Annotated in this window: 17 protein-coding genes; 6 read left to right on the plus strand and 11 right to left on the minus strand. The window is 72.7% G+C overall.

Features of this window, described 5'->3' with window-relative positions:
• Window positions 1-148: 148 nt before the first annotated feature.
• Complete coding sequence (locus tag AOQ37_RS18985) at window positions 149-1,342, minus strand: acyl-CoA dehydrogenase family protein (RefSeq protein WP_062645749.1); 1,194 nt, start codon at window positions 1,340-1,342, stop codon at window positions 149-151.
• Window positions 1,343-1,618: 276 nt separating this feature from the next.
• On the opposite strand from AOQ37_RS18985, the gene AOQ37_RS18990 reads away from it, so the two are divergent.
• Window positions 1,619-3,151, plus strand: a complete 1,533-nt coding sequence (locus AOQ37_RS18990) for an MFS transporter (RefSeq protein WP_062645750.1) — start codon at window positions 1,619-1,621, stop codon at window positions 3,149-3,151.
• A gap of 66 nt (window positions 3,152-3,217) precedes the next feature.
• Here the strand turns inward: AOQ37_RS18990 and AOQ37_RS18995 are convergent, their stop codons facing one another.
• Window positions 3,218-4,078, minus strand: coding sequence for an oxygenase MpaB family protein (locus tag AOQ37_RS18995; protein WP_062645751.1), 861 nt, complete (start codon window positions 4,076-4,078; stop codon window positions 3,218-3,220).
• A gap of 229 nt (window positions 4,079-4,307) precedes the next feature.
• Here AOQ37_RS18995 and AOQ37_RS19000 point away from each other — a divergent pair, with 229 nt between their 5' ends.
• Window positions 4,308-6,482 carry an FG-GAP-like repeat-containing protein gene (locus tag AOQ37_RS19000; RefSeq protein WP_062645752.1) on the plus strand — a complete coding sequence of 725 codons (2,175 nt, stop codon included), beginning with the start codon at window positions 4,308-4,310 and terminating at the stop codon, window positions 6,480-6,482.
• A 26-nt stretch (window positions 6,483-6,508) separates the two neighbouring features.
• On the opposite strand, the gene AOQ37_RS19005 is transcribed toward AOQ37_RS19000, so the two are convergent.
• Window positions 6,509-6,955: a hypothetical protein gene (locus AOQ37_RS19005; protein WP_062645753.1), complete on the minus strand. Its 447-nt coding sequence runs from the start codon at window positions 6,953-6,955 to the stop codon at window positions 6,509-6,511.
• A 464-nt stretch (window positions 6,956-7,419) separates the two neighbouring features.
• Here AOQ37_RS19005 and AOQ37_RS19010 point away from each other — a divergent pair, with 464 nt between their 5' ends.
• Entirely contained in the window at window positions 7,420-8,247 is an 828-nt protein-coding gene (locus AOQ37_RS19010; protein ID WP_062645754.1) for a class I SAM-dependent methyltransferase, read from the plus strand.
• Window positions 8,248-8,310: 63 nt separating this feature from the next.
• On the opposite strand, the gene AOQ37_RS19015 is transcribed toward AOQ37_RS19010, so the two are convergent.
• The 4 genes from AOQ37_RS19015 to AOQ37_RS19030 form a co-directional block, all read right to left on the minus strand.
• Window positions 8,311-8,664: a VOC family protein gene (locus AOQ37_RS19015; protein ID WP_062645755.1), complete on the minus strand. Its 354-nt coding sequence runs from the start codon at window positions 8,662-8,664 to the stop codon at window positions 8,311-8,313.
• A gap of 192 nt (window positions 8,665-8,856) precedes the next feature.
• Window positions 8,857-9,645 carry an ABC transporter permease gene (locus AOQ37_RS19020; protein ID WP_062645756.1) on the minus strand — a complete coding sequence of 263 codons (789 nt, stop codon included), beginning with the start codon at window positions 9,643-9,645 and terminating at the stop codon, window positions 8,857-8,859.
• Window positions 9,642-10,622 (minus strand): ATP-binding cassette domain-containing protein, encoded by a 981-nt coding sequence (locus tag AOQ37_RS19025; RefSeq protein WP_062645757.1) that lies wholly within the window; start codon window positions 10,620-10,622, stop codon window positions 9,642-9,644. Before AOQ37_RS19025 ends, AOQ37_RS19020 begins: the two co-directional genes overlap by 4 nt.
• Window positions 10,623-10,634: 12 nt before the next feature.
• Window positions 10,635-11,303 (minus strand): DUF4097 family beta strand repeat-containing protein, encoded by a 669-nt coding sequence (locus AOQ37_RS19030; RefSeq protein WP_062645758.1) that lies wholly within the window; start codon window positions 11,301-11,303, stop codon window positions 10,635-10,637.
• 223 nt (window positions 11,304-11,526) lie between these two features.
• Between AOQ37_RS19030 and AOQ37_RS19035 the strand changes: the two genes are divergently transcribed.
• Window positions 11,527-12,279, plus strand: coding sequence for a GbsR/MarR family transcriptional regulator (locus AOQ37_RS19035; RefSeq protein WP_062646061.1), 753 nt, complete (start codon window positions 11,527-11,529; stop codon window positions 12,277-12,279).
• A gap of 53 nt (window positions 12,280-12,332) precedes the next feature.
• Here AOQ37_RS19035 and AOQ37_RS19040 read toward each other — a convergent pair whose 3' ends face one another.
• From AOQ37_RS19040 to AOQ37_RS19050, 3 genes are read right to left on the minus strand one after another with little or no spacing between them, the layout of a single operon-like run.
• Entirely contained in the window at window positions 12,333-14,564 is a 2,232-nt protein-coding gene (locus AOQ37_RS19040) for a prolyl oligopeptidase family serine peptidase (protein WP_062645759.1), read from the minus strand.
• Window positions 14,537-16,321, minus strand: a complete 1,785-nt coding sequence (locus AOQ37_RS19045; protein WP_062645760.1) for an N-acetylglutaminylglutamine amidotransferase — start codon at window positions 16,319-16,321, stop codon at window positions 14,537-14,539. The genes AOQ37_RS19040 and AOQ37_RS19045 overlap by 28 nt, the downstream gene beginning before the upstream one ends.
• A 59-nt stretch (window positions 16,322-16,380) precedes the next feature.
• Window positions 16,381-17,568, minus strand: coding sequence for a carboxylate-amine ligase (locus AOQ37_RS19050; RefSeq protein WP_062645761.1), 1,188 nt, complete (start codon window positions 17,566-17,568; stop codon window positions 16,381-16,383).
• A 338-nt stretch (window positions 17,569-17,906) separates the two neighbouring features.
• On the opposite strand from AOQ37_RS19050, the gene AOQ37_RS19055 reads away from it, so the two are divergent.
• On the plus strand, window positions 17,907-20,105 hold the full coding sequence (locus AOQ37_RS19055) for a DUF4139 domain-containing protein (protein ID WP_078890264.1): 2,199 nt from the start codon (window positions 17,907-17,909) through the stop codon (window positions 20,103-20,105).
• Between the two features lie 8 nt (window positions 20,106-20,113).
• Window positions 20,114-21,673: a mucoidy inhibitor MuiA family protein gene (locus AOQ37_RS19060; RefSeq protein ID WP_062645763.1), complete on the plus strand. Its 1,560-nt coding sequence runs from the start codon at window positions 20,114-20,116 to the stop codon at window positions 21,671-21,673.
• 97 nt (window positions 21,674-21,770) lie between these two features.
• On the opposite strand, the gene lexA is transcribed toward AOQ37_RS19060, so the two are convergent.
• Window positions 21,771-22,442, minus strand: coding sequence for a transcriptional repressor LexA (lexA, locus tag AOQ37_RS19065; RefSeq protein WP_062645764.1), 672 nt, complete (start codon window positions 22,440-22,442; stop codon window positions 21,771-21,773).
• Window positions 22,443-22,495: the final 53 nt, after the last annotated feature.

The following is a 22,495-nucleotide window of genomic DNA, read 5'->3' on the forward strand; positions in this document are numbered from 1 at the left end:
CCCGATACCGGGGTCGCCCCAGAGCCGATCCGCTCGGAGTCGTCACCGTGGGTGACACACCTGACGTACGCCGTGCGCCCGCGGTGACCGCGCCCCCGCGCCCCCGCGCCCCCGCGTCCCACCGGCCCCGGGGCCTCTCCCCCGCCGGTCAGACGAAGGCGCTCTCCCCGGTGATCGCCTTGCCGACGATCAGGGTGTTCATCTCCCGGGTGCCTTCGAAGGAGTAGATGGCCTCCGCGTCCGCGAAGAAGCGCGCCACGTCGTACTCCAGGACGATGCCGTTGCCCCCGAAGATCTCCCGGGCCCAGGCGACGACCTCGCGCATCCGGGCGGTGACGTGGGCCTTGGCCAGCGACGAGTGCTCGTCCCGGAACACGCCGGAGTCCTGGAGCGCGGCGAGCCGGTGCAGCATGCCCCAGCTCGAGGTGATGTTGCCCAGGCTCTTCACCAGGAGGTCCTGCACCAGCTGGAAACCCGCGAGCGGCCGGCCGAACTGCTGCCTCTGCGTGGCGTAGCGCAGGGCCAGTTCGTAGGCGCCGATCATGACGCCGAGGGCCTGCCAGGCGACCCCGCTGCGGGTGGCGCGCAGGACTTCCGCGACGTCACGGAAGGAGGACGCGTTCTGAAGCCGGTCGCGCTCCGGCACCCGGACGTCGGTGAGGGTGATGTCCGCGTTCTCGACGATGCGCAGCGACGTCTTGTGGGCGATCTTCTCGGCCTTGAACCCGGGCGTGTCCCGGCCTACGACGAACCCCTTGACCTGGTCGTCGTCGACGTCCTTGGCCCAGACGACGATGTGGTCGGCGAAGGTGGCGTTGCCGATCCAGCGCTTGGCGCCGTTGAGCACCCAGGTGTCGCCGTCCCGCTGGGCGGTGGTGCGCATGCCGGCCGCGATGTCGGAGCCGTCGAGCGGCTCGGTGAGGGCGAACGCCCCGATGGAGTCCATCCTCGCCATGGCGGGCAGCCAGCGGTCACGCTGTTCCTGGTCGCCGCAGGCGTGGATCGCGTACATGGCGAGGCCGTTGTGGACACCGAAGAAGGTGGCGACCGAGGCGTCGACGCGGCTCATCTCCATCGCCATCATCCCGGACAGCAGATGGCCGGCGGCGGGACCGTGGTCGCCATAGCCCTCGTACGACAACCCGACCAGGCCGCTCTCACGGAAACGGCTGATCAGCTCCCTGGGGAAGGTGCCCTCGGCCCAGTGCTCGGCCACCAAGGGCTGCACCTCGTCGCGCATGAACGCCCTGGTCCGGAGCAGGACCTTGCGCTCCTCCTCCGTGAGGCCGGCCTCGAAGTCGTAGAAATCGGCGACGTTCTGCTGTTCCGTGAGTGAAGTCATGGGGCCCTTCTTCCACGCTTGTGCCGAGCGATGCGCGCCGCGGGCATCGTCCCTGCCGCGGTCGCCCGCTTCTGACATGCCGTCTTGCGACGCCTGAACGCCGCCGGGTTCACCTCCGCGCACGGGCCCCCACCCCTGCCGAACGTGGGAGGCCGGCGTGTCCGAGGACCCTGCGTGAGCCGCGCGAATGAGGGCAGAAGCCACTATTGGCACGGCAAACACCTGGCGCCTCACGCTGCACTGAGGCCCCTCACGCAAGACGAGTAAGGAACTTCAGTGGCTGACCTACTGACCGACGGGCAGCCCGACCCAGCGCGGTCCGGGCCGTCCGACATCGCGGCACTGCCCGAGCAGGTCCGTCAGGACCTGACCCGGCGGCTGAGGCGGAACAAACGCCCCTTCCGTGATGACGACGTCCAGGTGGTCGAAGCACCACTGCTCCGGCGTGCGGTCAGCGCCTCGGCGCTCGGCAACTGCATGGAATGGTTCGACTTCGGCGTCTACAGCTACCTCGCCGCCACCATCGGCAAGGTCTTCTTCCCCGGAGCGTCTCCCGCCGCCCAGCTGATCTCTTCCTTCGCCACCTTCGCGGCCGCGTTCGTCGTGCGCCCGCTCGGCGGCCTCGTCTTCGGACCGCTCGGGGACCGTCTCGGCCGGCAGAAGGTTCTCGCCACCACCATGATCATGATGGCGGTCGGCACCTTCGCCATCGGCCTCATCCCCAGTTACGCCACGATCGGCATCGCCGCCCCGATCCTGCTGCTGCTCGCCCGCATGGTGCAGGGCTTCTCCACGGGCGGCGAGTACGGGGGCGCGACGACCTTCGTCGCCGAGTACTCGCCCGACCGTCGCCGCGGCTTCCTCTCCAGCTGGCTCGACTTCGGCACCTTCGTCGGCTACGCGCTGGGCTCCGCCCTGGTCACCACGCTGAACCTCGCCCTCAGCGACGCGCAGATGCTCTCGTGGGGCTGGCGCATCCCGTTCCTGATCGCGGGGCCGCTCGGCGCGATCGGCCTCTACATGCGTCTCAAGCTGGAGGAGTCGCCGGCCTTCCAGCAGCAGCTCGACGAACACGAGGCGGGCCTCGCCAAGGAATCGGCGGGCACCGAGTTCAAGACCATCGTCAAGGACCACTGGCGGGGGTTGCTCGTCTGCATGGGACTGGTGCTGCTCTACAACGTCACCAACTACATGGTCACCGGATTCCTGCCCACCTACCAGACGGAGACCCTCGGCCGTTCCAGCAGTTCGGCGGACGTCCTGGTGCTCGTGGGCATGGTGTGGATCGTGCTGCTGATCACCTTCCTCGGCAGTCTCAGCGACCACGTCGGCCGACGCCCGCTCTACGGCTTCGCGGCGGCGGGAATGATCGTGCTCGCCATCCCCTCCTTCCTGTTGATCAAGATGGACGGAACCTGGCCGCCGCTCCTCGGGGTGCTGATCCTGTCGACCCTGCTGGCGTGTTTCGCCGCGCCGAGCGCCGCCACGCTGCCCGCGCTGTTCCCGACCGCCGTCCGTTACGCGGCCATGGGCATCGGCTTCAACTTCGCGGTGGCCGCGTTCGGCGGGACGACCCCCCTGGTCACGGAGGCGCTGGTGAGCATCACCGGGAACGACATGATGCCCGCGTTCTACCTCATGGCCGCCGGCGCCATCGGGCTGTTCACGGTCCGTTTCCTGCCCGAGAGCGCCCAGGTGTCGCTCCACGGTTCCCAGCCGATGGTGGGATCGAAGAAGGAACGCCGGGAACTGATCGTCACCTCGCAGGAGCTGTTCCGGGTCGGACGTGAGTCGTCCGACCGCCGGTGAACCCGACTTGACGACGTGTCACCCGGCGCCTCCGGTCCGGGAGACGGCGGCGCGTGGACGCGGGCCTCAGGCCGGGCCAGGTCCGCGCTGCGGGGTCATGGCCCAGCGGATGGTCCGGGTCAGGGCCTGTCCGGTGGGGCGTACGGCGAGGTCCTCGACGACCGGCACCCGGGGCAGCCACAGCATGCCCCGGGCCCAGGGCGGCAGCAGCACGACGGCGTTCGCGGCCAGTCCGCCGTAGAAGGGCCGTGCCGCGAGGGGCAGGGGAGGCCGGAACAGCAGGAAGCGGGCGGTGGCACGGGCCTCGGGCGTGGCCCTGAGTTCGCTCCGATAGGCGGTGAGGCGCTCGGACAGCTCGCGGCGGTCGCGCGGCGGGTCGCTCACCCCCAGCGCCTCGGCGACCCGCGCGGTGTCGGCGACGTAGGCGTCGCAGCCGGCCGCGTCCAGGGGACGGGCTCCGAAGCGTTGGTGAGCGCGCAGGAAACTGTCCGTCTCGGCCACGTGCACCCAGCCGAGCAGGTGCGGATCGGACGCATGGTACGGCACGCCCTCGGCCGTCGTCCCGCGGATCCGCTCATGGATGCCGCGGACCTTGTCGACCGCCCGCTGAGCGTCGTCGACGGTGCCGTAGGTCGTCACGGCCAGGAAGGTGCTCGTGCGCTGCAAGCGGCCCCACGGGTCGCCGCGGTATCCGGAATGGCCGGCCACCGCGGCCATGGCCAGCGGATGCAGGGACTGAAGCAGCAGTGCGCTCAGTCCACCGATGAACATCGAGGCGTCACCGTGGACGACGCGGATCGGTCGGTCCGGTGTGAACCAGCGCGGGCCGGGAGTGTCGTGGATGCGGGCCCGGTTCGCCGGTCCGTCGGCTCCGGCGACCCGGCGGAACAGGGCCCGGCCCATCTGTTCACGGACTACGGTCAGCACGGCGGCCTCCCCTCTCCTGCTGTCCAGTGTCCGCGATACCCGTCCAAAACCTGGCACGGCGGCGGGATCGGCGAATCCGTCACAGAAAGTGCCCGATCGACTTCTCAGCGTTCGGAGGTCCGGCGGTCTTCCGGCTGACCATCATTCAGTTCTGTACAACCCACGGCGTGTCCTGAGGGTCATAGCTTCCGAGTCGAGGACGGGACACCTCGTCCACCAGGGGGCTGACATGAACGCTCGCACGATCAGACACACCTCGCTCAGCATCGGGACGGCCGTCGCGCTGGCGGTCGGCGGTCTCGGTCTCACCCCGGCGCCCGCGACGGCCTTGCCGGGCGCGCCGCGGGCGGCCGACGACGAGACGGTGATCCCCTTCGGCACCAGGGGCGGCCTCAGTGCCTACGTAGAGACCCTCGCGCTCGGCGGCGGGAAGCTCAGCGTGCTGGGGACGGCGGACCCCGAGCCGAAACGCGGGCTGTGGGAGTTCGACCTCCCGGCCGTCGGCACCCCGCAGCCGGGGTCACGGCAGCTCGCGGCGTCCCAGGTCTGGACCGACTACCCGTGCGAGGGCGTCGACCCCGCGGAGTACACGTGCAGCGGGTTCTACTCCACGCTGTGGGCGCTGGGCGACGGACGGGTCGGCTTCATGACACCGTTCGGTGGCCAGGAAGCGCTCGGCGGCGGAGCGCCCAAGAGCGAACTCGGGCTCGGTACCTTCGACTGGGAGTCCCCTGACCACGTGGTGGCCGCCGGCGGTTCGTACGTCGCGGTCGACGACGAGGGCGTGCAGCGCATCGGCTCCTTCGCGCCGGGCGTGTCCTATCCGGGGCAGGTCCACACCCGGCCGGTCACCGCGGTGTCCATCTGGGGCACGAAGGTCTGGAAGCCGGGCAGTGCCGTCGGCACGGTCAACTCCTACGACCTGGTGACCAAGGCGAGTTCGGCGAACCTGGCGCTCGGGTCCGGCTGTGTCCCCGACGACCTCCAGGTGGTCGGGCGGTGGCTGTACTGGCGGTGCTCCGCCTCCGGCAAGGCCGGGGTGTGGGACAACAGCACCGCCAAGAACATCACCGTCCCCGGTGCGTCGCCCGCGAAGGTCGGCGACGGCTATCTCGTGCAGCAGTCCGAGGACGGGCGCACGGTGACGCTCACGGACTTCCACCTCGGCGGGGGCCACTCCGCCGTCACCACTCCCTTCTTCACGGCCCCCGAAGGGGCGTGGGTCGGCATGCTGACGGTCGACCGGTACGGCGGCCATGTGGCCTACGTCGACGGCGAGCAGATGATCCACATCCGGCCGGTGACGGTGCCGCGGTCCCGGATCAGTCTGTTCGACTGGCGCGCCGACCCCACGGTGGACCTGCGCCGGGCGAGCGACCGGCTGTGGGAGAGCACCTGGCGGTTCACCCGCCCGCCCGCGTCCTGGAAGCTCACCATCAAGGACGCGTACGGCACCACCGTCCGTACCCTCAGCGGCACTTCCCACGAGGGCGCCGCCGTCCGCGCGGCCTGGGACGGCCGGGACGGCACGGGCGGGAAGGCGGTGAGCGGCCGCTACCACTGGACCATGACCGTGGACCCGGGCGACGGCGGCGCCGTCCGCACCCTCCCGACGGGGAGCTTCCTGCTGTCGGGCGGCCGGTCCGCCTTCCACGACGCCGACACCGACGGCTACGGCGAGCTGTACACGGTGACCGCCGACGGCCTGCTCGAGGCCCACCGGTTCGCCGACGGCAGACTCACCGACTCCCGCGGCTGGTCGGGCTGGAGCCCCGGCACCCGCTTCGTCCCCGTCGGCGACATGACCGGCGACGGCTGCTCCGACATGCTCAGCAGGACCACCGACGGCAAGCTCTACCGGCACTCCGGCGGCTGTACCGGCGTCTACCTGCCCGACGCCGGTCGCACGCTGGTCGGATCCGGCTGGAACGGCTTCGACACCGTCGTCGCCGCCGACGACTTCACCGGGGACGACCGCCCCGACCTGCTGGCCCGCCAGACCACGACCGGCTACCTCTACCTGTACAGGTCCAACAGCCATGGCGCTCTGGACCCGGGCGTTCGCGTCGGCACGGGGTGGAAGGGCTACACCGTCGTCGGCGCCGCCGACGTGACCGGCGACGCCATCGGCGACCTCCTCGCGCGGGACGCCGGCGGCGAGCTGTGGCGCTACGACGGCAACGGCACGGGCGGTTTCAAGCCGCGGACGCTGGTGTTCCGGGACTGGGGCGCCGGCCGCAACGCGATCGTCGCGGTCGGCGATGTGACCGGCGACGGCTTCCCCGATCTGGTCTCCCGCACCACCGACGGCAAGCTGCTGCGGAACAAGGGCTGGGGCGACGGCACGTTCAGCGCCACCTACACCCTCGGCTCCGGCTGGCAGACCTACGGTTCACTGTCCTGAGGCGGCGCCGCCGACGCCGGACGAAGTCAGCAGGCGTCGTACTTCCAGGCGCCTTCCTCCAGCGCCCACGGCTGCTTCGTCCGATCGAACCTGGGCAGGCCTTCCACCTTGTACGTGGCGCGGCCGAGGTCCCCCGACACCTCGGCCCGCACGTCGGTCGCCAGGTGGTCGGGCCCGTAGTCCGTCTTCGCCTGCCGCACGACGCCGGCGTACGCGTCCTTGGTGATCTCCTTCGCGCAGCGCGCCGACAGCATGGCGTACGCGGTGTCGCTGTCACCGGCGAAGTAGGCGGCGGTGTACACGGCCACGGCCGCCTCGAGGTCGTCGCCCTCGTGTTCGGCGGGCACGCTGACGGTGGGTTCGGCGGCGGGTTTGCCGCTGTCGCTCGCTGCCGGGGCGTCCCCGGACGAGGAGCAGGCGGTGAGCACGGCGAAGAGCAGGGCAGCGGTGGCGATGGTCGCGCGGGTGCGCATGGTTGTCCCCCCTGGACGATGGTGCCAAAAAGGGCATGGTGCCATGGCCATGACGGGTCACGGCCGCGTGGGTGGGGTTTCGGCGGAGGCCTGTGACAACACCGCCACGGGGATGTGACAGTGCGCGCTCCCCTGGGGGTGACAGTGGCGGTCCCCCTGGGGTTCACCGATCACCACGGCGGCCACCGGAACATCAGAGGCTCCCTCGCACCTGTATGTTCGCGCGACGCGGCTCCCCTCGGCCGATCGGCTGAGGCCCGGCGCGCCTCGGCGGCGGGACGTGCCGTCCGTGGAGGATCGGTGCGGTGGCGGCCCCGGGACGACGGGCCGCCACGCGTCGCTCCCCTCCCCGTGTGAAGAGGTCCGGTCATGCAACCGTTCGACGACCCGCGGTTCCCGGCGCCTGCCGACCGGGACCCGGCAGGCGCCGGGCGCCGTGCCCTCGGCGCCATGGCGTCCGCGACATGAGCGCCGCCGCGGGCGGTGACGCGCCGGGCAGCGGTCGCTACGGCGAGGCCGTCTTCCGTCCCGGACAGGCGGGTGAGGGCGAGCGCATCGATTTCGGCGCCCTCGCCTACGACGACATCACCATGGCGCGGTTGCGGGCACTGGGGGCGGGCCCGGGATGGCACTGTCTCGACGTGGGTGCCGGCACCGGCACGGTCTCCCGCAGGCTGCTGGAGGAGGCCGGGGTGGCGAGTGTGCTCGCCGTGGACCGCGACGTACGTTTCCTCAGCACACGGCCCCTGCCCGGGCTCGACGTGCTGGAGGCCGACATCAGCGCCCCGGACGCCGTCGCGGGCCGGTTCTCGCTCGTCCACGCCCGCTTCGTGCTGATGCACCTGCCCGAACGCGACCGCCTGATCAGCGCGTTGGCCGAACTCGTGGCGCCCGGTGGTGCGCTGGTGCTCGGTGACGCGGTCGACCTGACGAGCGACCGGATGCCCGGGACGCCGTACAGCGCGGTGATGCGCGCGATGTGGCAAGGGCTGCGGTCCACCATCGGCACCGACGTCTCCTGGGTGCCGTCGTACCCGCACCTGCTGCGGGGGGCGGGTCTCGGCTCGGTCGGCGCCGAGATCCATGTGCCTCCGCTGCTGCCGGGCAGCCCCATCAGCCGCTTCTGGACGGACACCTGGGAGCGGAGCCGAGCGGCGATGCTCGCCACCGGGCTGGTCGACGACACGGTCGTCGACGAGGCGGTCCGGTACCTGGACTCGGACGAATGCGCCGCGCTGTCGGCCGGCTTGCTCACCGCCTGGGGGTGGAAGCCCGCGGAGGGACCGCGATGACCCACCGCCGGTCCTGCCCCCGCCCCGCGGGGGTCCGTCTGGTCGGGCGGCAGCAGGGCCTGGTCAGGCGGGCTGCCACAGTTCGATCCGGTTGCCCTCAGGATCGGTGACCCAGCCGAAACGGCCGACGCCCTCCATGTCCTGCGTTTCCTCGGACACGTCCGCTCCCCTGGCGCGCAACTGCGCGAGCATCGCCTCCAGGTCGCGGACCCGGAAGTTGAGCATGGTGCGCTGGGCGCGGGACCCGAAGTAGTCGGTCCCGGACTCGAAGGTGGCGAACACCGTCGGTCCGGCTCCCTGACTCCACAGGCCGTTCTCATCGGCGTCCAGGCCCAGGCAGTCGCGGTACCAGGCGCCCAGGGCCGCCGGGTCCGCGGCCCGCAGGAAATACCCACCGATTCCCAGCACACGTTCCATGCCGCCATCCTGCCAGGCCGACGATCGGACGGGGGGAAGCACACCGGCACCCGAGGACCGACCCGCTTGCCCGGTCGGCGGCCGGTGACGCGAACGGTGACGCGAACGGGGCGGCGTGCGCCGACGTGGTGTCGGAGTACGCCGCCCTCGGGCGGAACAGGGTGCGGGAGGCGGCCCGCGGTGGCACGGCGGCTACTTCGCGTCGCTGTCGAACCTGGCGGCCGACCAGAGGTAGCCGAGGACGGCGAGACCGAGGCACCAGGCGACGGCGATCCATCCGTTGTGGCCGATCTCGGTGCCGAGCAGCAGGCCGCGCAGGGTCTCGATGGCGGGGGTGAAGGGCTGGTACTCGGCGATCGGCTGGAACCAGCCCGGCATCGCGTCGATCGGGACGAAGGCGCTGGAGATGAGGGGGAGGAAGATCAGCGGCATGGCGTTGTTGCCGGCCGCCTCGGCGTTCGGGCTGATCAGGCCCATGCCGACGGCGATCCAGGTGAGCGCGGTGGCGAAGAGGACGAGCAGTCCGAACGCAGCGAGCCATTCCAGGGCGGTGGCGTCGGTCGACCGGAAGCCGATGGCCACCCCGACGGCTCCGACGAGGATCACGCTGGCGACGCACTGGAGCACGCTGCCGACCACGTGCCCTATGAGCACGGATCCGCGGTGGATCGCCATGGTCCGGAAACGGGCGATGATGCCCTCGCTCATGTCGGTGGAGACGGAGACCGCGGTGCCGATCGTGGTGGAGCCGATGGTCATCAGCAGGATTCCCGGGACCAGGTAGGCGATGTACTCGGACCGGTCCGCTCCGCCGCCTCCGATGCCCGCGCTCATCGCCCCGCCGAAGACGTAGACGAAGAGCAGGAGCAGCATCACCGGCGTGAGCAGCAGGTTGAGGGTGAGGGACGGGTAGCGCCGGGCGTGCAGGAGGTTGCGGCGCAGCATCGTGGACGAGTCGCGCACGGCGAGGGAGAAGCTCATCGGGCAGCCTCCTCGGGCTGGTCGGCCTTGCTGGACTGGACCGGCACGGTGGAGCCGGTGAGGGCGAAGAAGACGTCGTCGAGGTCGGGGGTGTGCACGGTCAGTTCGTCGGCCTCGATGCCGGCCGTGTCCAGCCGGTCGAGGACGGAGCGCAGCTCGCGCTGGCTGCCGTCGCTGGGGATCTGGAGGGCGAGGGCCTCGTCGTCGCGGGTGACCTCGCCCAGTGCGGCGAGGGCGGCGTGGTAGGCGGCCGGGTCGGTGAAGCGCAACCGGACGTGTCCGCCGGGGACGATCCGCTTCAGCTCCTCGGCGCTGCCCTCGGCGGCGATGCGGCCGTCGTGGAGCACCGCGATGCGGTCGGCGAGCTCGTCGGCCTCCTCCAGGTACTGGGTGGTGAGGAAGACCGTGACGCCGTCTGCGACCAGCTCACGGATGATCTGCCACATGTTGTGCCGGCTGCGCGGGTCCAGGCCGGTGGTCGGCTCGTCGAGGAAGATGATCCGCGGATCGCCGACGAGCGTCATGGCGATGTCCAGGCGACGCTTCATACCGCCCGAGTAGGAGGCGGCGGGCTTCTTCGCCGCCTCGACGAGGTCGAAGCGCTCCAGCAGCTGAGCGGTGACCCGCCGGCCCCGCGCCCGGGACAGGTGGTGCAGGTCGGCCATGAGGAGCATGTTCTCCTCGCCGGTGATCAGACCGTCCACCGCGGAGAACTGCCCGGTCACACCGATCGCCGCCCGCACCGCCTGCGGATCGGCCGCGAGGTCGTGGCCGCCGACGCGGATCTCGCCGGAGCCGCGGTCGGGTGAGACAAGGGTCGAGAGGATCTTGACCGCGGTGGTCTTGCCGGCGCCGTTCGGGCCGAGCAGGGAGAAGACTGTTCCTTCAGGGACGGTGAGGTCGATGCCGTCGAGGACGGTCTTGTCGCCGTAGGACTTGCGCAGCCCGTGAGCCGCGATGGCCGGGACGATGGTCATGACGCTTGCTCCTCAGAGGCTGCGGGCGACGATGTCGCCGTAGGCGGTGGTCGCGTGGATGTTCAGGCCGGCGGCGGCGCCGTCGGTGTTCTTGAGCGCGTTGTGGACCCGGCCGTAGGAGGTGCCGGCGTCGAGGGAGGCGGAGACTCCGCGGGCGGCGCCCACCGACACCTCACCGGCGTCGGTGCGCAGCATGACCGTGCCGCGCACGGCCTCGGCGATCCGGATGTCACCCTTCTTGGTGCTGATCTCAGCGGGGCCGTTGAGACGGCCGACCGTGACGTCACCGGCCATCAGGGTGAGGCGGGCGCTCGCGGTCTCGTCGAGCTTGATCGAGCCGTGCGAGCCCTCGATGACGACGTCGCCGAGCCGTCCGACACCCCGGAACTCGGCGCTGGCCGCCTTCGCCTCGACCCAGGAATCGGTGGGCAGCTGGATGGTCACCTCGATGGATCCGGAGTCGCCGAGGACCCGGTTGCGCACGGGGGCCTCGATCCGCAGGACCCCGCCCGCGAACTCGACCCTGGCCTCCTCCGCGGCCTTCACGTCGCGGCCCTTCGAGGGGTCGGCGGGCAGTACCTCGACCGTGGTGTCGGCACGGTCGGCGGCGATCAGCCGGATGCGCCCCGCGGGGATGTCGAGGACGGCGGCGATCGGGGAGGAGGTGTCGAACTTCTGCATCGTGCTCTCCTTGGCTTCGTTGTTTCCGACACCGGAAAAGCTACGTTGCATTCACAGATCCCTCAACATACTTGTTGCACTCGATTGCGATAAACGCAGTTCACAGGCCATAAATCGTTGCAACGGTTAGGGAATCAATGCAACGACACACCCCGACCTTCGTTGCAATGGAGGTGAAGTGAACGCTATGCTGGCGACCCAACGGCGCACGAAGGAGGCCGCGATGCCGGGAGGCAGACTCACCCAGCAGGAACGCCGGCAGATCTCACTGGGACTGGCCGACGGCCTCGCCTACGCCGAGATCGCCAGACGTCTCGACCGCCCGACCTCGACGATCACCCGCGAGGTGATGCGGAACGGCGGTCCCACCGCCTACCGCGCCGACCTGGCCCACCACGCCACCGAACGCCGTACGCACCGGCGGCGGCAGGCCACGCCCCGGGGGCCGGTGCCGACGCCGGCCCATGGACGCGACGCCGAGGCGGTGCGCGCGTACGAGGAGATGTTCACGACCCTCCTCATGGGACAGGGCCTGCCCAGGATGATGTCCCGGGTGCTGACCTGCCTCTACACCACGGACGCGGGCAGCCTCACCGCCTCCGAGCTCGTCCAGCGCCTCGAGGTCAGCCCGGCGTCCGTCTCCAAGGCGGTCGCGTTCCTCGAGCGCCAGGGCCTCATCCGCCGGGAACGCGACGAACGCCGCCGGGAGCGCTACGCCGTCGACGACGACGTCTTCTACCAGTCGACGATCGCGAGCGCCCGGGCCAGCCTCCAGCTCGCCGAGGCGGCCCGGCAGGGTGTCGGCGTCCTGGGCTCCGACACCCCCGCCGCCGCCCGGCTGGAGAACATCGCGCGCTTCGTCGACTTCGTCGCCGAGGGCATAACCCGTGCCGCGGAGCAGGCCCGCGAGGTCCTCCACACCAAAGCCAGAACGCCCGCGGACGGCACCGCCGAGCCGGACCCGGAGCACGGGTAGACGCCCGTCCGAAGCGGGCCGACAGCCCGGCGCCCGGGCGGTCGCCGGGCGGTTCAGCCGGTCAGATGGCGTTCCAGCCAGTCCGCGGCGGTCCGGCGGAACAGCCGCCGGTTGTCCGCGCGCAGGAAGTCGTGTCCCTCGTCGCGCAGGGTGAGCAGCCGGGCCGCTATACCGCGGTCGCGCGCCGCCCGGACGAACTGCTCGGACTCCCCCGGGGGCACGTTGGTGTCGTGTTCGCCGTGGACGGCGAGCAGCGGGACGCGCAGCGCGTCGATGCGTGTCATCGGCGAGAGTTCCCGCAGCAGTTCACGGTCGCGCTCGGGGTGGCCGTACTTGTGGGCGGCCGACTCGGCGAGCCAGGGCTCCGTACCGGCGAAGAAGGTCGCGAAGTCCGACATGCCGCAGACGGCGACGCCGGTGCGGAACAGATCCGGATGCCGTACGAGCGAGGCGAAGGTCAGATAGCCGCCGTACGAGCGGCCCATGACCGCCAGACGGGTCGGGTCGGCGGGGCCCGCGGGCACCGCGTGGGCGGCGCAGTCCGCGACGTCGTCCAGCGCGGCGAAGCGTCCCGCACCCAGGTCGGCGTCGACGAACGACCTCCCGTGGCCCGAGGAGCCCCGGACGTCGGGGGCGAAGACGTCCAGTCCCCGCCCGGTCAGTTCGTGGTACAGCGGGCTGAAGACGGGGCGTTCGTGCTCCTCGGGACCCCCGTGCAGGTGGATGACGCAGGGGGCCGGAACGTCCGGCGCGCGGCCGGGCGCCCGGTAGTACCAGCCGCTCAGGGGCAGCCCGTCCCGTGCGGTGAGCCGCAGCAGGACGGGACGTACGGGCGAGCGGCCCGGCGCGGTGGCGTCCTCGTCCCGGGACGACCAGGGCGTACGCGTCAGGGTCACGCCGGCGGCGGCCCACCACACCCCGGGGCGGCGCTGGGAGCCGGACAGGGCGGGCAGCAGTCCGCGCGGGCCGACCGCCACGACACGGGTGACGACCTCGTGGGGCAGCGGGATCGGTGTCGTCGGCAGCGGTTCGTAGAGGGCGCGGCGCGTGGGGAGCGGCTCGACGAGTTCGAGCCGGCTCTCGCCCCGTTCGTTCCAGGACAGGGCGGCGGTGCGGCCGTCGTGCGACAGGGCCAGCAGGTCCAGGTCGCTGTCCGGCCGTTCCGCCATGACGGACGTGCCGTGCGGGCGGCCGTCGGTGTCGAGGGCGACGGCGAGGAGCGCCGCGAACTCGCGCCCGGCGTCGCTGCGCAGCCACAGCGTCCGCCCGTCGGGCGAGAACCGTCCGATCCACGGATCGCCGTCGGCGACCGGCACGGTGCACGTCACCTCGGAGTCGGCGGTGCGCCGCACGACCGCCTCACGCCGTCCGCGCGGCCCCCGACGCAGCAGCACGAGGCCGCCGTCACCGCTGATGTCGCACACCCGCAGGGTGGCGGCGTGCGTCTCCGTGGCGAGCAGCACGGGCGACGCCAGACCGTCGGGATCGATCAGGTAGGCCGAGAGGCCGCCGTCGGGCCGGGCCGCCGGCACCGCGGAGGCCATCGCGCCGGTCTCCGTCCCGGTCTGCCCCTTCCCTCCTGCGGCGTCGTGCGGGGTTCCGCCCAGCAGCGTCGCCCGGCCGCCCCGCTCGGCCCACTTCGCCGGCGCGCCGGTGTCCGCACGGGCCGGTCCCGCCCCGTCCGGTCGCGCCCGGGCGCCCGGTCCGGCGAGCGTGACGGCGACGGCCGAGCCGTCGTGCGCCCAGCAGCCCAGGTGGGCGGTGCTGTCCGGGTCGGCCCCGGCCAGGATGCGGTGGCCGGAGCCGTCGGGCCGTACGCAGAGCACCCTGGTGTGCTCGCCGCCGCCGGGCGCGGTGGTGTAGGCGATCCAGCGGCCGTCCGGTGACCAGGACACCTCTTTGACCGGATCCGGGTAGGAGTCGAGCAGCCGCACCTCGCTCCCGCCCAGGGGGCCGGCCCACAGCTGGGGGACGCCGCCCCGGTCGCAGATGAAGGCCGCCTCGGTGCCGTCCGGGTCGGCGGAGGGGTACCAGCATCCGTGCGCCCGCAGCCGGGTCACCGCGTCCCGCGGACCGCTCGCCTCCGGCAGCGGAACCGGCGCGGGAGCCGGGGCCGGAGCGGCACCGGTCGCGCCCGGCGACCAGGTGTCGGGGGCGTCGGCCGTCCGGAGGTCAGGGGCGTCCGCGGGCCGCAGGGCAGAGGGCGGCGGAGCGGCCGGTCCGCCGCCCGGGGCCGTCGCCGCGCTCGGCGTGTCACTCACGTGATGCCGTGTGTCTGAAGCCATGTCTCGAGCAGCGCTACTTGCCACAGGGCGTTCGCTCCCCGTCTGGTGCGGTGGTCGTCGGGCGCGTCGAGGAGTTCGGACACGTAGGACTCCTGGAAAAGTCCGCGCCGCCTCGCCTCGGGTGCCTCGAGGGCTTCGCGCACCCGTTTCAGGACCGGGCCCGCCATGTGCTTGATCGCCGGGACCGGGAAGTAGCCCTTGGGACGGTCGACGATGTCCCGGGGCAGCAGTTGCCGGCCGGCCGCCTTCAGCACGCCCTTGCCGCCGTCGGCGAGCTTGAGCTCCGGCGGGCAGGCCGCGGCCAGTTCGACCAGTTCGTGGTCGAGGAACGGCACCCGGGCCTCCAGCCCCCAGGCCATGGTCATGTTGTCGACCCGCTTGACCGGGTCGTCGACGAGCATCACGTGCGTGTCCAGGCGCAGGGACGCGTCCAGGGCCGTCTCCGCTCCGGGGACCGCCATGTGGTCCCGGACGAAACCGCCCGAGACGTCGTCGCCGGTCAGCATGCCGGGCTCGAGGATCCGGGCGAGGTCGGCGTGCGGCCGGTCGAAGTAGGTGTCCGCGTACCGCTCGGCCGCGTCCTCGCGGGCGACCTCGGCGAGCCGCGGATACCAGTGGTAGCCCGCGAGCACCTCGTCGGCGCCCTGCCCGCTCTGCACGACCTTCACCTCCTTCGACACCTGCTCGGACAGCAGATAGAAGGCGACCACGTCGTGGCTGGTCATCGGCTCGCTCATCGCCGCGACGGCGCCGTCCAGTGCCGTCGACACCCGGTCGGAGGGAACCATCAGCCGACGGTGGTCGGTACCGAACTCCCGGGCGACCAGATCCGAGTACCGGAACTCGTCGCCGTCCTCCCCGCCCTCCGACTCGAAGCCGACGCTGAACGTCATCAGGTCCCGCTGTCCCGCCCGGGCGAGCAGCGCGACGATCAGGCTGGAGTCCAGGCCGCCGGAGAGCAGGACGCCGACCTGCACGTCGGAGACCATCCGGCGGCGTACGGCCGTGCGCAGCGCGTCCAGGATCGCGTCTCGCCAGTCGTCGGCGCCCATCGCCGCGTACTCGGCCCGGCGCGCGTACGACGGCTGCCAGTAGCGGTGGTCACGGTGGGTGCCGTCCGGTTCGACGACCCGCACGGTGGCCGGCGGGAGCTTGCGCACGCCCCGCAGGACGGTGCGCGGGGCGGCGACCGTCGCGTGCCAGCTCAGGTACTGGTGGACGGCCACCGGATCGAGCGAGGTGTCCACGTCACCGGCGGCGAGCAGGGCGGGCAGGGAGGACGCGAACCGCAGCCGTCCCGGCGTCCGTGCCAGGTACAGGGGTTTGATGCCGAGCCGGTCGCGCCCCAGCACCACGCGCCCCGACCGGTGCTCGACGAGGGCGAAGGCGAACATGCCGTAGAGCCGCTCCACACAGGCGGTGCCCCACTGCCGGTAGGCCTTCAGCACCACCTCGGTGTCGGATGTCGTGACGAAGCGGTGTCCGAGGCCCCGCAGTTCCTCGCGCAGCTCCCGGTAGTTGTACACACAGCCGTTGAAGACGCCGGTGATCCCGGCGCGGGCGTCGGTCATCGGCTGCGCGGCGAGGTCCGACAGGTCGATGATCTTCAGGCGCCGGTGTCCCAGGGCCACCGCCCCCCGCGTCCAGGTCCCCCGGCCGTCCGGACCGCGGGCCACGAGCCGCTCGCTCATGCGCTCGACGGCAGCGAGGTCGGGTCGGTGACCGTCGAAGCGGATCTCCCCGCTCAGACCGCACATGAATGGCCGCCTCCGTCTCGTCCGGCGTCGGAAAAGGGGTCGTCAGCGTCCATGCCGGGTCACCTGCGGGTCAGCGGCCGCAGGAACCGCGGGGAGGGAGCCGTCACCCCGGTGGCGGACGCGACGCTCCCCGGTCCGCCGGACGACGCCCTGCCGGGCGCGCGCTCGCCGCGGGTCTCGGCGATCAGCATGTCGACACAGGCCAGCAGATCCTCCCGCTCCGCGACCCGGCGCATGCGGTGGGCCGCACTGCCGTCGGCGAGGGCCTCCTCCGCCAGCGAGCTGACGGTCTCCCAGTCGCCCTCGGCCTCCAGGACGGGCCGCAGCCGGGCGAGCAGCCGGCGCACGACCTGCCCGGCCGGCGCCTCGCGGTGGGTCTCGGGATCCACCAGACCGCCTTCGAGCCCGGACCGGGCCGCCCGCCACGAGGCGCCGCGCAGCCATTCGTGCCGCCCCTCGCACCCCGGGTCGGCGCCCGTCCGGAGCCTCTCGCGGGCCTCGGCGACCAGGGCGCGGAACAGTCCGGCGACGAGGACGACGGTCTCGGCGCGCGGGCAGGAGTCGCCGACGCGCAACTCCAGCGTTCGAAGGTGCGCGGAGGGCCGTACGTCGTAATAGATCATCCCGGGGTCGCTGATGACCCCCGACCGGACGAAATCGCGCACCGTGGCGTCGTACGCGGCCGCGTCGGGGAAACAGCCGACCGGGCCCGCGGTGGGCCAGCGCTGCCAGAGCATGGTGCGCCAGCTCGCGTATCCCGTGTCGGAACCCTGCCAGAACGGCGAACTGGCGGAGAGCGCGAGCAGGACGGGCAGCCAGGGCGAGACCGCGCACATCACCCGCACCGCGGTGTCGCGGTCGGGGACGTCCACATGGACCTGGGCACCACAGATGAGCTGTTCGTCGGCGACGGTGCGGTAGTCCTCGACCATACGGCGATAGCGCGCTCCGGCGGTGGGGTGCGCGGCCGCAGCGGGGGCGAGCGGTGCGGCACCGGCGGCCACCACGGCGAGTCCCAGCGAGGACGCGGCCGCGTCGAGCTGCCGCCTGGTGTCGGCGAGGTCGGCGTACAGGTCACGGAGGGAGGTGTGCACCGCGCTGTTCGACTCCACGGTGGACTGATGCAGTTCGGTGGTGAAGGTGCGCGGCGGGAGACGTCGCAGAAGTGAATCGGCGCGCGGCACGAGCAGCCCGCTCTCCACCTCCAGGACGTGGAACTCCTCCTCCACTCCGATACGAACGCTCACGGTCACTCCTCGGGGTGGTGCGGAGCGGCGGTCCGCTGCCGCTGAAAGACCCCTCACCTGCGCGTTCGGCGGTAGGTGAGGGAATCCGAGTCACCAGAACGCCGGTTTTCAAGCGTGCATCGCGTATGGGACGTCGGCAAATCACGGATGAGCGGGCGCCGCGGCGTCGGCACGGTGCCGGCGGCGCGGGGTCCGGCCGAGGGGGCGGTCCGCGAGGCCGGACCCGGAGGCCGCACTCGAACTCCGCGCCGCGGGAAGGCGTTCCGGCCCGCGCGGCCTGGTCCGCCGCCGGTCCGCGTAGGCTTCGCTCAGCACGGACGCGGCGGGGGGCGAGGCACATGCAGGCTCGGACGGAACAGGGCCGGACGGCACGGAGGTGGGGGTCCACCCTCGACTCGGTGGTGGTGTACGCGCAGGGCGCGGTGTGCCGCCGCCTGGCCGCGGGCAACGTGCCGCCGGACGGCCGGGTGCGGGTGACGGGACTGCCCCGCTCGCTGGACCCGGGGTCCCTGCGCGCCCGCGTCGTCGGCACCGCCGGTGTGCGCGTCACGGAGGCACGGGTCGAGGTCGAGGCCGAACCGCTCGCCGAGGCCGCGCCCGACGCGCTGCGGCGCGAGGTGGAGCGCCTGATGGACGAGAGCGCGGCCGCGCGCGGCCGCCGGGACCGGCACCTGAACCTGATCGAGGAGGTCAAGGCGCTGCGGCCGGTGCCGCCTGCCCGCAGGCGCGACGACCCGCACCGGCGCACGCCGGTCGACGCGTGGCTGGGGCTCGCCGAGTTCGTCGACGAGCGGCTGACCGGGCTGCACGCGCGCCTCGTCGAGCTGGAGGAGGCGCTGGGCCAGGCCGATCACGCGCTCTCCGTCGCCGCAGACCGGCTCGCCCGCGCCTCCACCGACGCACCGGCGGCACACGTGGAGACGACGGTCTCGGCGCTGCTGACCCTCGACGGCACCGGTGACGCCGAAGTGGAGCTGGAGTACGGCGTGCCGGGCGCGGTCTGGGTGCCGGCCTACCGCCTCACGCAGCGTCAGGGCGACAGCAGCGGCCGTCTCGTGCTGCGCGCCTCGGTGGCCCAGCGCACCGGCGAGGACTGGACCGGGGTGCGCATCGCCCTGGCCACCGCCGACCTACGGCGTCGTACCGACCTGCCCAGGCTCCGTTCCGTCCGGATCGGACGCCGTCAGCCCGCGCCGCTGCCGTCCGGCTGGCGCGAGCCGCCGACGGGCCTGGCCGACCTGTTCGCCGGGTACGACGCGGCACCCGCCCGGTCCGCCGCGGCCGTCGCTCCCCCGGCCCCCGGAGGCTCCCCCGTGGCCATGGCGGCCGGAACCGCGCCCGGCCCGGTTCCGCCGGTGTACCCGACGCCACCGCAGAGCTACGACGAACAACTCGTCGGGGCAGCTCCGGGCTACGGCGAGTCCTACGCCGGGGCGGCCCCGGGTTACGGCGCGCCGCCCCCCGTGCCGCCGGACAGCGGCGTGTATCCCCAGCCCTTCGGTGGCGGCGCGAACCTGTCCGCGCAGTCGGCGCCGGTCCGGCCGGGCGGCATGCCGCGGGCCCGCAGCATGCCCCTCGCACCGGCCGCCGCCATGGGTCCCCCGGCTGCCGCCATGGCTCCCCCGGCCGCCGCCGCCCGGGCGGCGGCACCACCGCCGCCGGCACCCGCGGCCCCCGGCGGCGCGGCACCGCAGCCGGCGGCGGGTCCGCCCCGGCCCAGCGGTGCCGAACTCGACTACACCGGCCTGGTGTTGTGCGGCCCCGACGAACAGGGCGGCCGCCGGGGCCGGCTGTTCGCGGACGCTCCCTTCGACCCGGTGGCGGCCGAGTACCGCCGCCGCGCCGAGGCGGTGACCGCTCTCCCGCTGCCCGGACACGCCGTGCGGCCGCGCGAGTCGGCAGGCTCCTTCGACCACCGTTTCGACGCCGTCGCCCGCGCCGACATCCCCTCGGACGGCACCTGGCACACCGTCACCGTCGGTGAGATCCCGGTCGGTCTGCGCACCGAGTACCTCTGCGTCCCGTCCGTGGAGCAGACCGTCTACGCGACGCTGGTGCTCTCCAACTCCACCGACCAGGCCCTGCTGGCCGGCCCGGTGGAGGTCACCGCCGGGGACGACTTCCTGCTGACCACCGCGCTGCCCACGCTGGCGCCCGGCGGTGAGCGCCGGGTGGGGCTCGGCCCGGCCCAGGGCATCCGGGTCACCCGTCGGACGAACGTGCACGAGTCGACGGCCGGGCTGCGCAACAACACCACCGTGCTCGACCACCGCGTCCACGTGGAGCTGGCCAACCAGCTCGGCGAGCCGGTCACCGTCGAGGTCCACGAGCGGGTCCCGGTCACCTCCGACGCGGACATCCGGATCGAGGAACGGGCCGACTGGACGGCGCCCCAGGACGGCGCGGAGCGGCACACACCCGGCACCCGCGTCTGGCGGGTCGACCTGCCCGCCGGCGCCACCACCGCCCTCGACGGCGGCTACGAGATCCGTATCGCGTCCGCCAAGACGCTGACCGGCGGAAACCGCAGGAGCTGACACACCCCATGTCCAAGGCACCGGAACCGATCCCCGTACCCGTCACCGCCGTCACCTGTCTGGAGGACCGCGCCCAGATCGAGCGCACCACCGTGCTCGACCTCGGGGCGGGGGTCCAGAAGCTGCGTCTCGGGCCGGTCAGCGCGCTGGCCGTGGACCGTACGCTGCACGCCGAGCTGACCGCCGGACACCCGGCGAGCGTGCTCGACGCGCGGATCGTCCGCGGCTGGACGCCCCGCGGGCCGCGGCCCGCCGCCGACGACTCCGCCCTGCGCCACCGCGTGCACACCCTCGAAGAGGAACTGCTCTCCCAGCGGCGTCGGCGCGACCGGCTGCACGCCCGTCTCGACGCGCTGGGCCGCCTCGCCGCCGATCTGCTGCGGGAGATCGGCGAAGGCGCCGGCTCCGGAGAGACCGAAGGGCCGCGGTGGGCCCGGGAACTGGACCGGGTGGACGGGGAGCGCGACTCCCACGGCGAGCAACTGCGCACCGTGGAAGCGCGGCTGTCCGTCCTCGCCACCGAACTCGCCGAGACACGGCGCGCCTTGGAGCTCGCGGAGGAGCGGCCCGCCGAACTGGTCGCCCACATCGAACTCACCGTGGAGGCGACGGCCGCCGGGCCGGCCGGCCTGCGCCTCAGCCACCTCACGCCGTGCGCGTTGTGGCGGCCCGCCTACCGGGCCGTGCTCGACGGCGACTCCCTCACGCTGGAGACCGACGCGATGGTCTGGCAGCGCACCGGCGAGGACTGGTCCGACGTCCGGCTGACACTGTCGACGGCACGCTCGGCGCAGTCCACCGAGCCGCCCCGGCTGAGCGAGGACCGGCTGACGCTCCAGGACCGCACCTCGGCGGAGCGGCGCACCGTGGACGTCGAGCTGCGCGAGGAGGACATCGCCGATCTCGGTCCGGTACCGGTACTCGGTCTGCCGGGGCTGGACGACGGCGACGAGGTACGGGTGCTGAACTCCCCGGCGCCGGTCTCCGTGCCCTCGGACGGCCGCGCCCACCGGGTGCCGCTCTCCTCCTTCAGCACGACCGCGAGCCTCGAGTACTCCTGCGCACCCGAGCTGTCCCCGCTGGTCACTCAGGTGGCACGGTTCGACAACCGGTCCGGCCACGCGCTGCTCGCCGGGCCCGTCGACCTGATCCGCGGCAGCGGGTTCACCGGTCGCGGCACCCTGGACTTCACCGCTCCGCACGCGCCGGTCGAACTCGCCTACGGCAGCCGCGACGACCACCGGGTCGTCCGGCACACCGAGGAGACCCGCGACACCGCGACGCTCACCCAGCGGACCGTGGTCACCCGGACGGTCCGCCTGCACGTGTCCCGGTTCTCCACCCCCGGCGAACAGGGCGACCGGGTCGTCGTCCTGCGCGAAAGGATCCCGGTCTCCGAGGTCTCGGCGGTGGAGGTGCGGCTCCGCAAGGAGGCCTGCTCCCCGGCCCCCGACACGGTCGACGCCGATGGCATCGCCGTCTGGAGCGTGCCCCTGCCGCCCGGCGGCCGGCGCACGGTCACCCTGGTCTACGAGTTGTCGGCGAGCGCGAAGGTCGCCGGGCTCTGAGCCGCCGTCCCCAGATCGCTCCCGGCGGCCCGCCGCCCGCCCGTCGAACGGCACGGGCCGGGCGTCGCACGGCTCCGCCTCTCGGCGGAGGGCTGACTCAGAGCAGGCGCAGGACTCCGACGACCTTTCCGAGGATCTGCGCCTGGTCGCCGCGGATCGGCGCGTAGGCCGGGTTGCGGGGCATGAGCCACACCTGTCCGTCCTGCCGTCGCAGCACCTTGACGGTGGCCTCGTCGTCCAGGAGCGCGGCGACGACGTCCCCGTGATCGGCGCTGTCCTGGCGTCGTACGGTCACGATGTCGCCGTCGCAGATCGCGGCGCCGATCATGGAGTCGCCGGAGACCGTCAGGGCGAACAGGTCGCCGTCGCCCACGACTTGGCGGGGCAGGGCGTAGACGTCCTCGACCATCTCCTCGGCGAGCAGCGGCGCGCCGGCCGCGATCCGCCCGACGAGCGGCACGTCCACCCGGGTCTCGCTCCTGCCGCCCAGGTCGGGCGCCCACGAGGGGCGGACCCGGTAGGCGCGGGGACGCTGCGGATCCCGGTAGAGCACGCCCTTGCGTTCGAGGGCCATCAGCTGATGGGCGACCGAGGACGTGCTGGCGAGCTCCACGGCCCGGCCGATCTCCCGCATCGATGGCGGATAGCCCTGCCGCTCGACGGACTGCGTGATGTAGCGGACGATGGCCGACTGGCGGCTCGTCAGCTCTCCTTCGGCGGTCCGGGGACCGGGGGGACGGCCCCGGCGGGCGGACGCGGTGTTCTCCATCCGGGGCACCTCCGTGCAAGATCGTTCGGAATGACCCTAACCTGTCATCCCCC

Source organism: Streptomyces maremycinicus, assembly GCF_001184025.1.
Lineage (GTDB): Bacteria > Actinomycetota > Actinomycetes > Streptomycetales > Streptomycetaceae > Streptomyces > Streptomyces maremycinicus.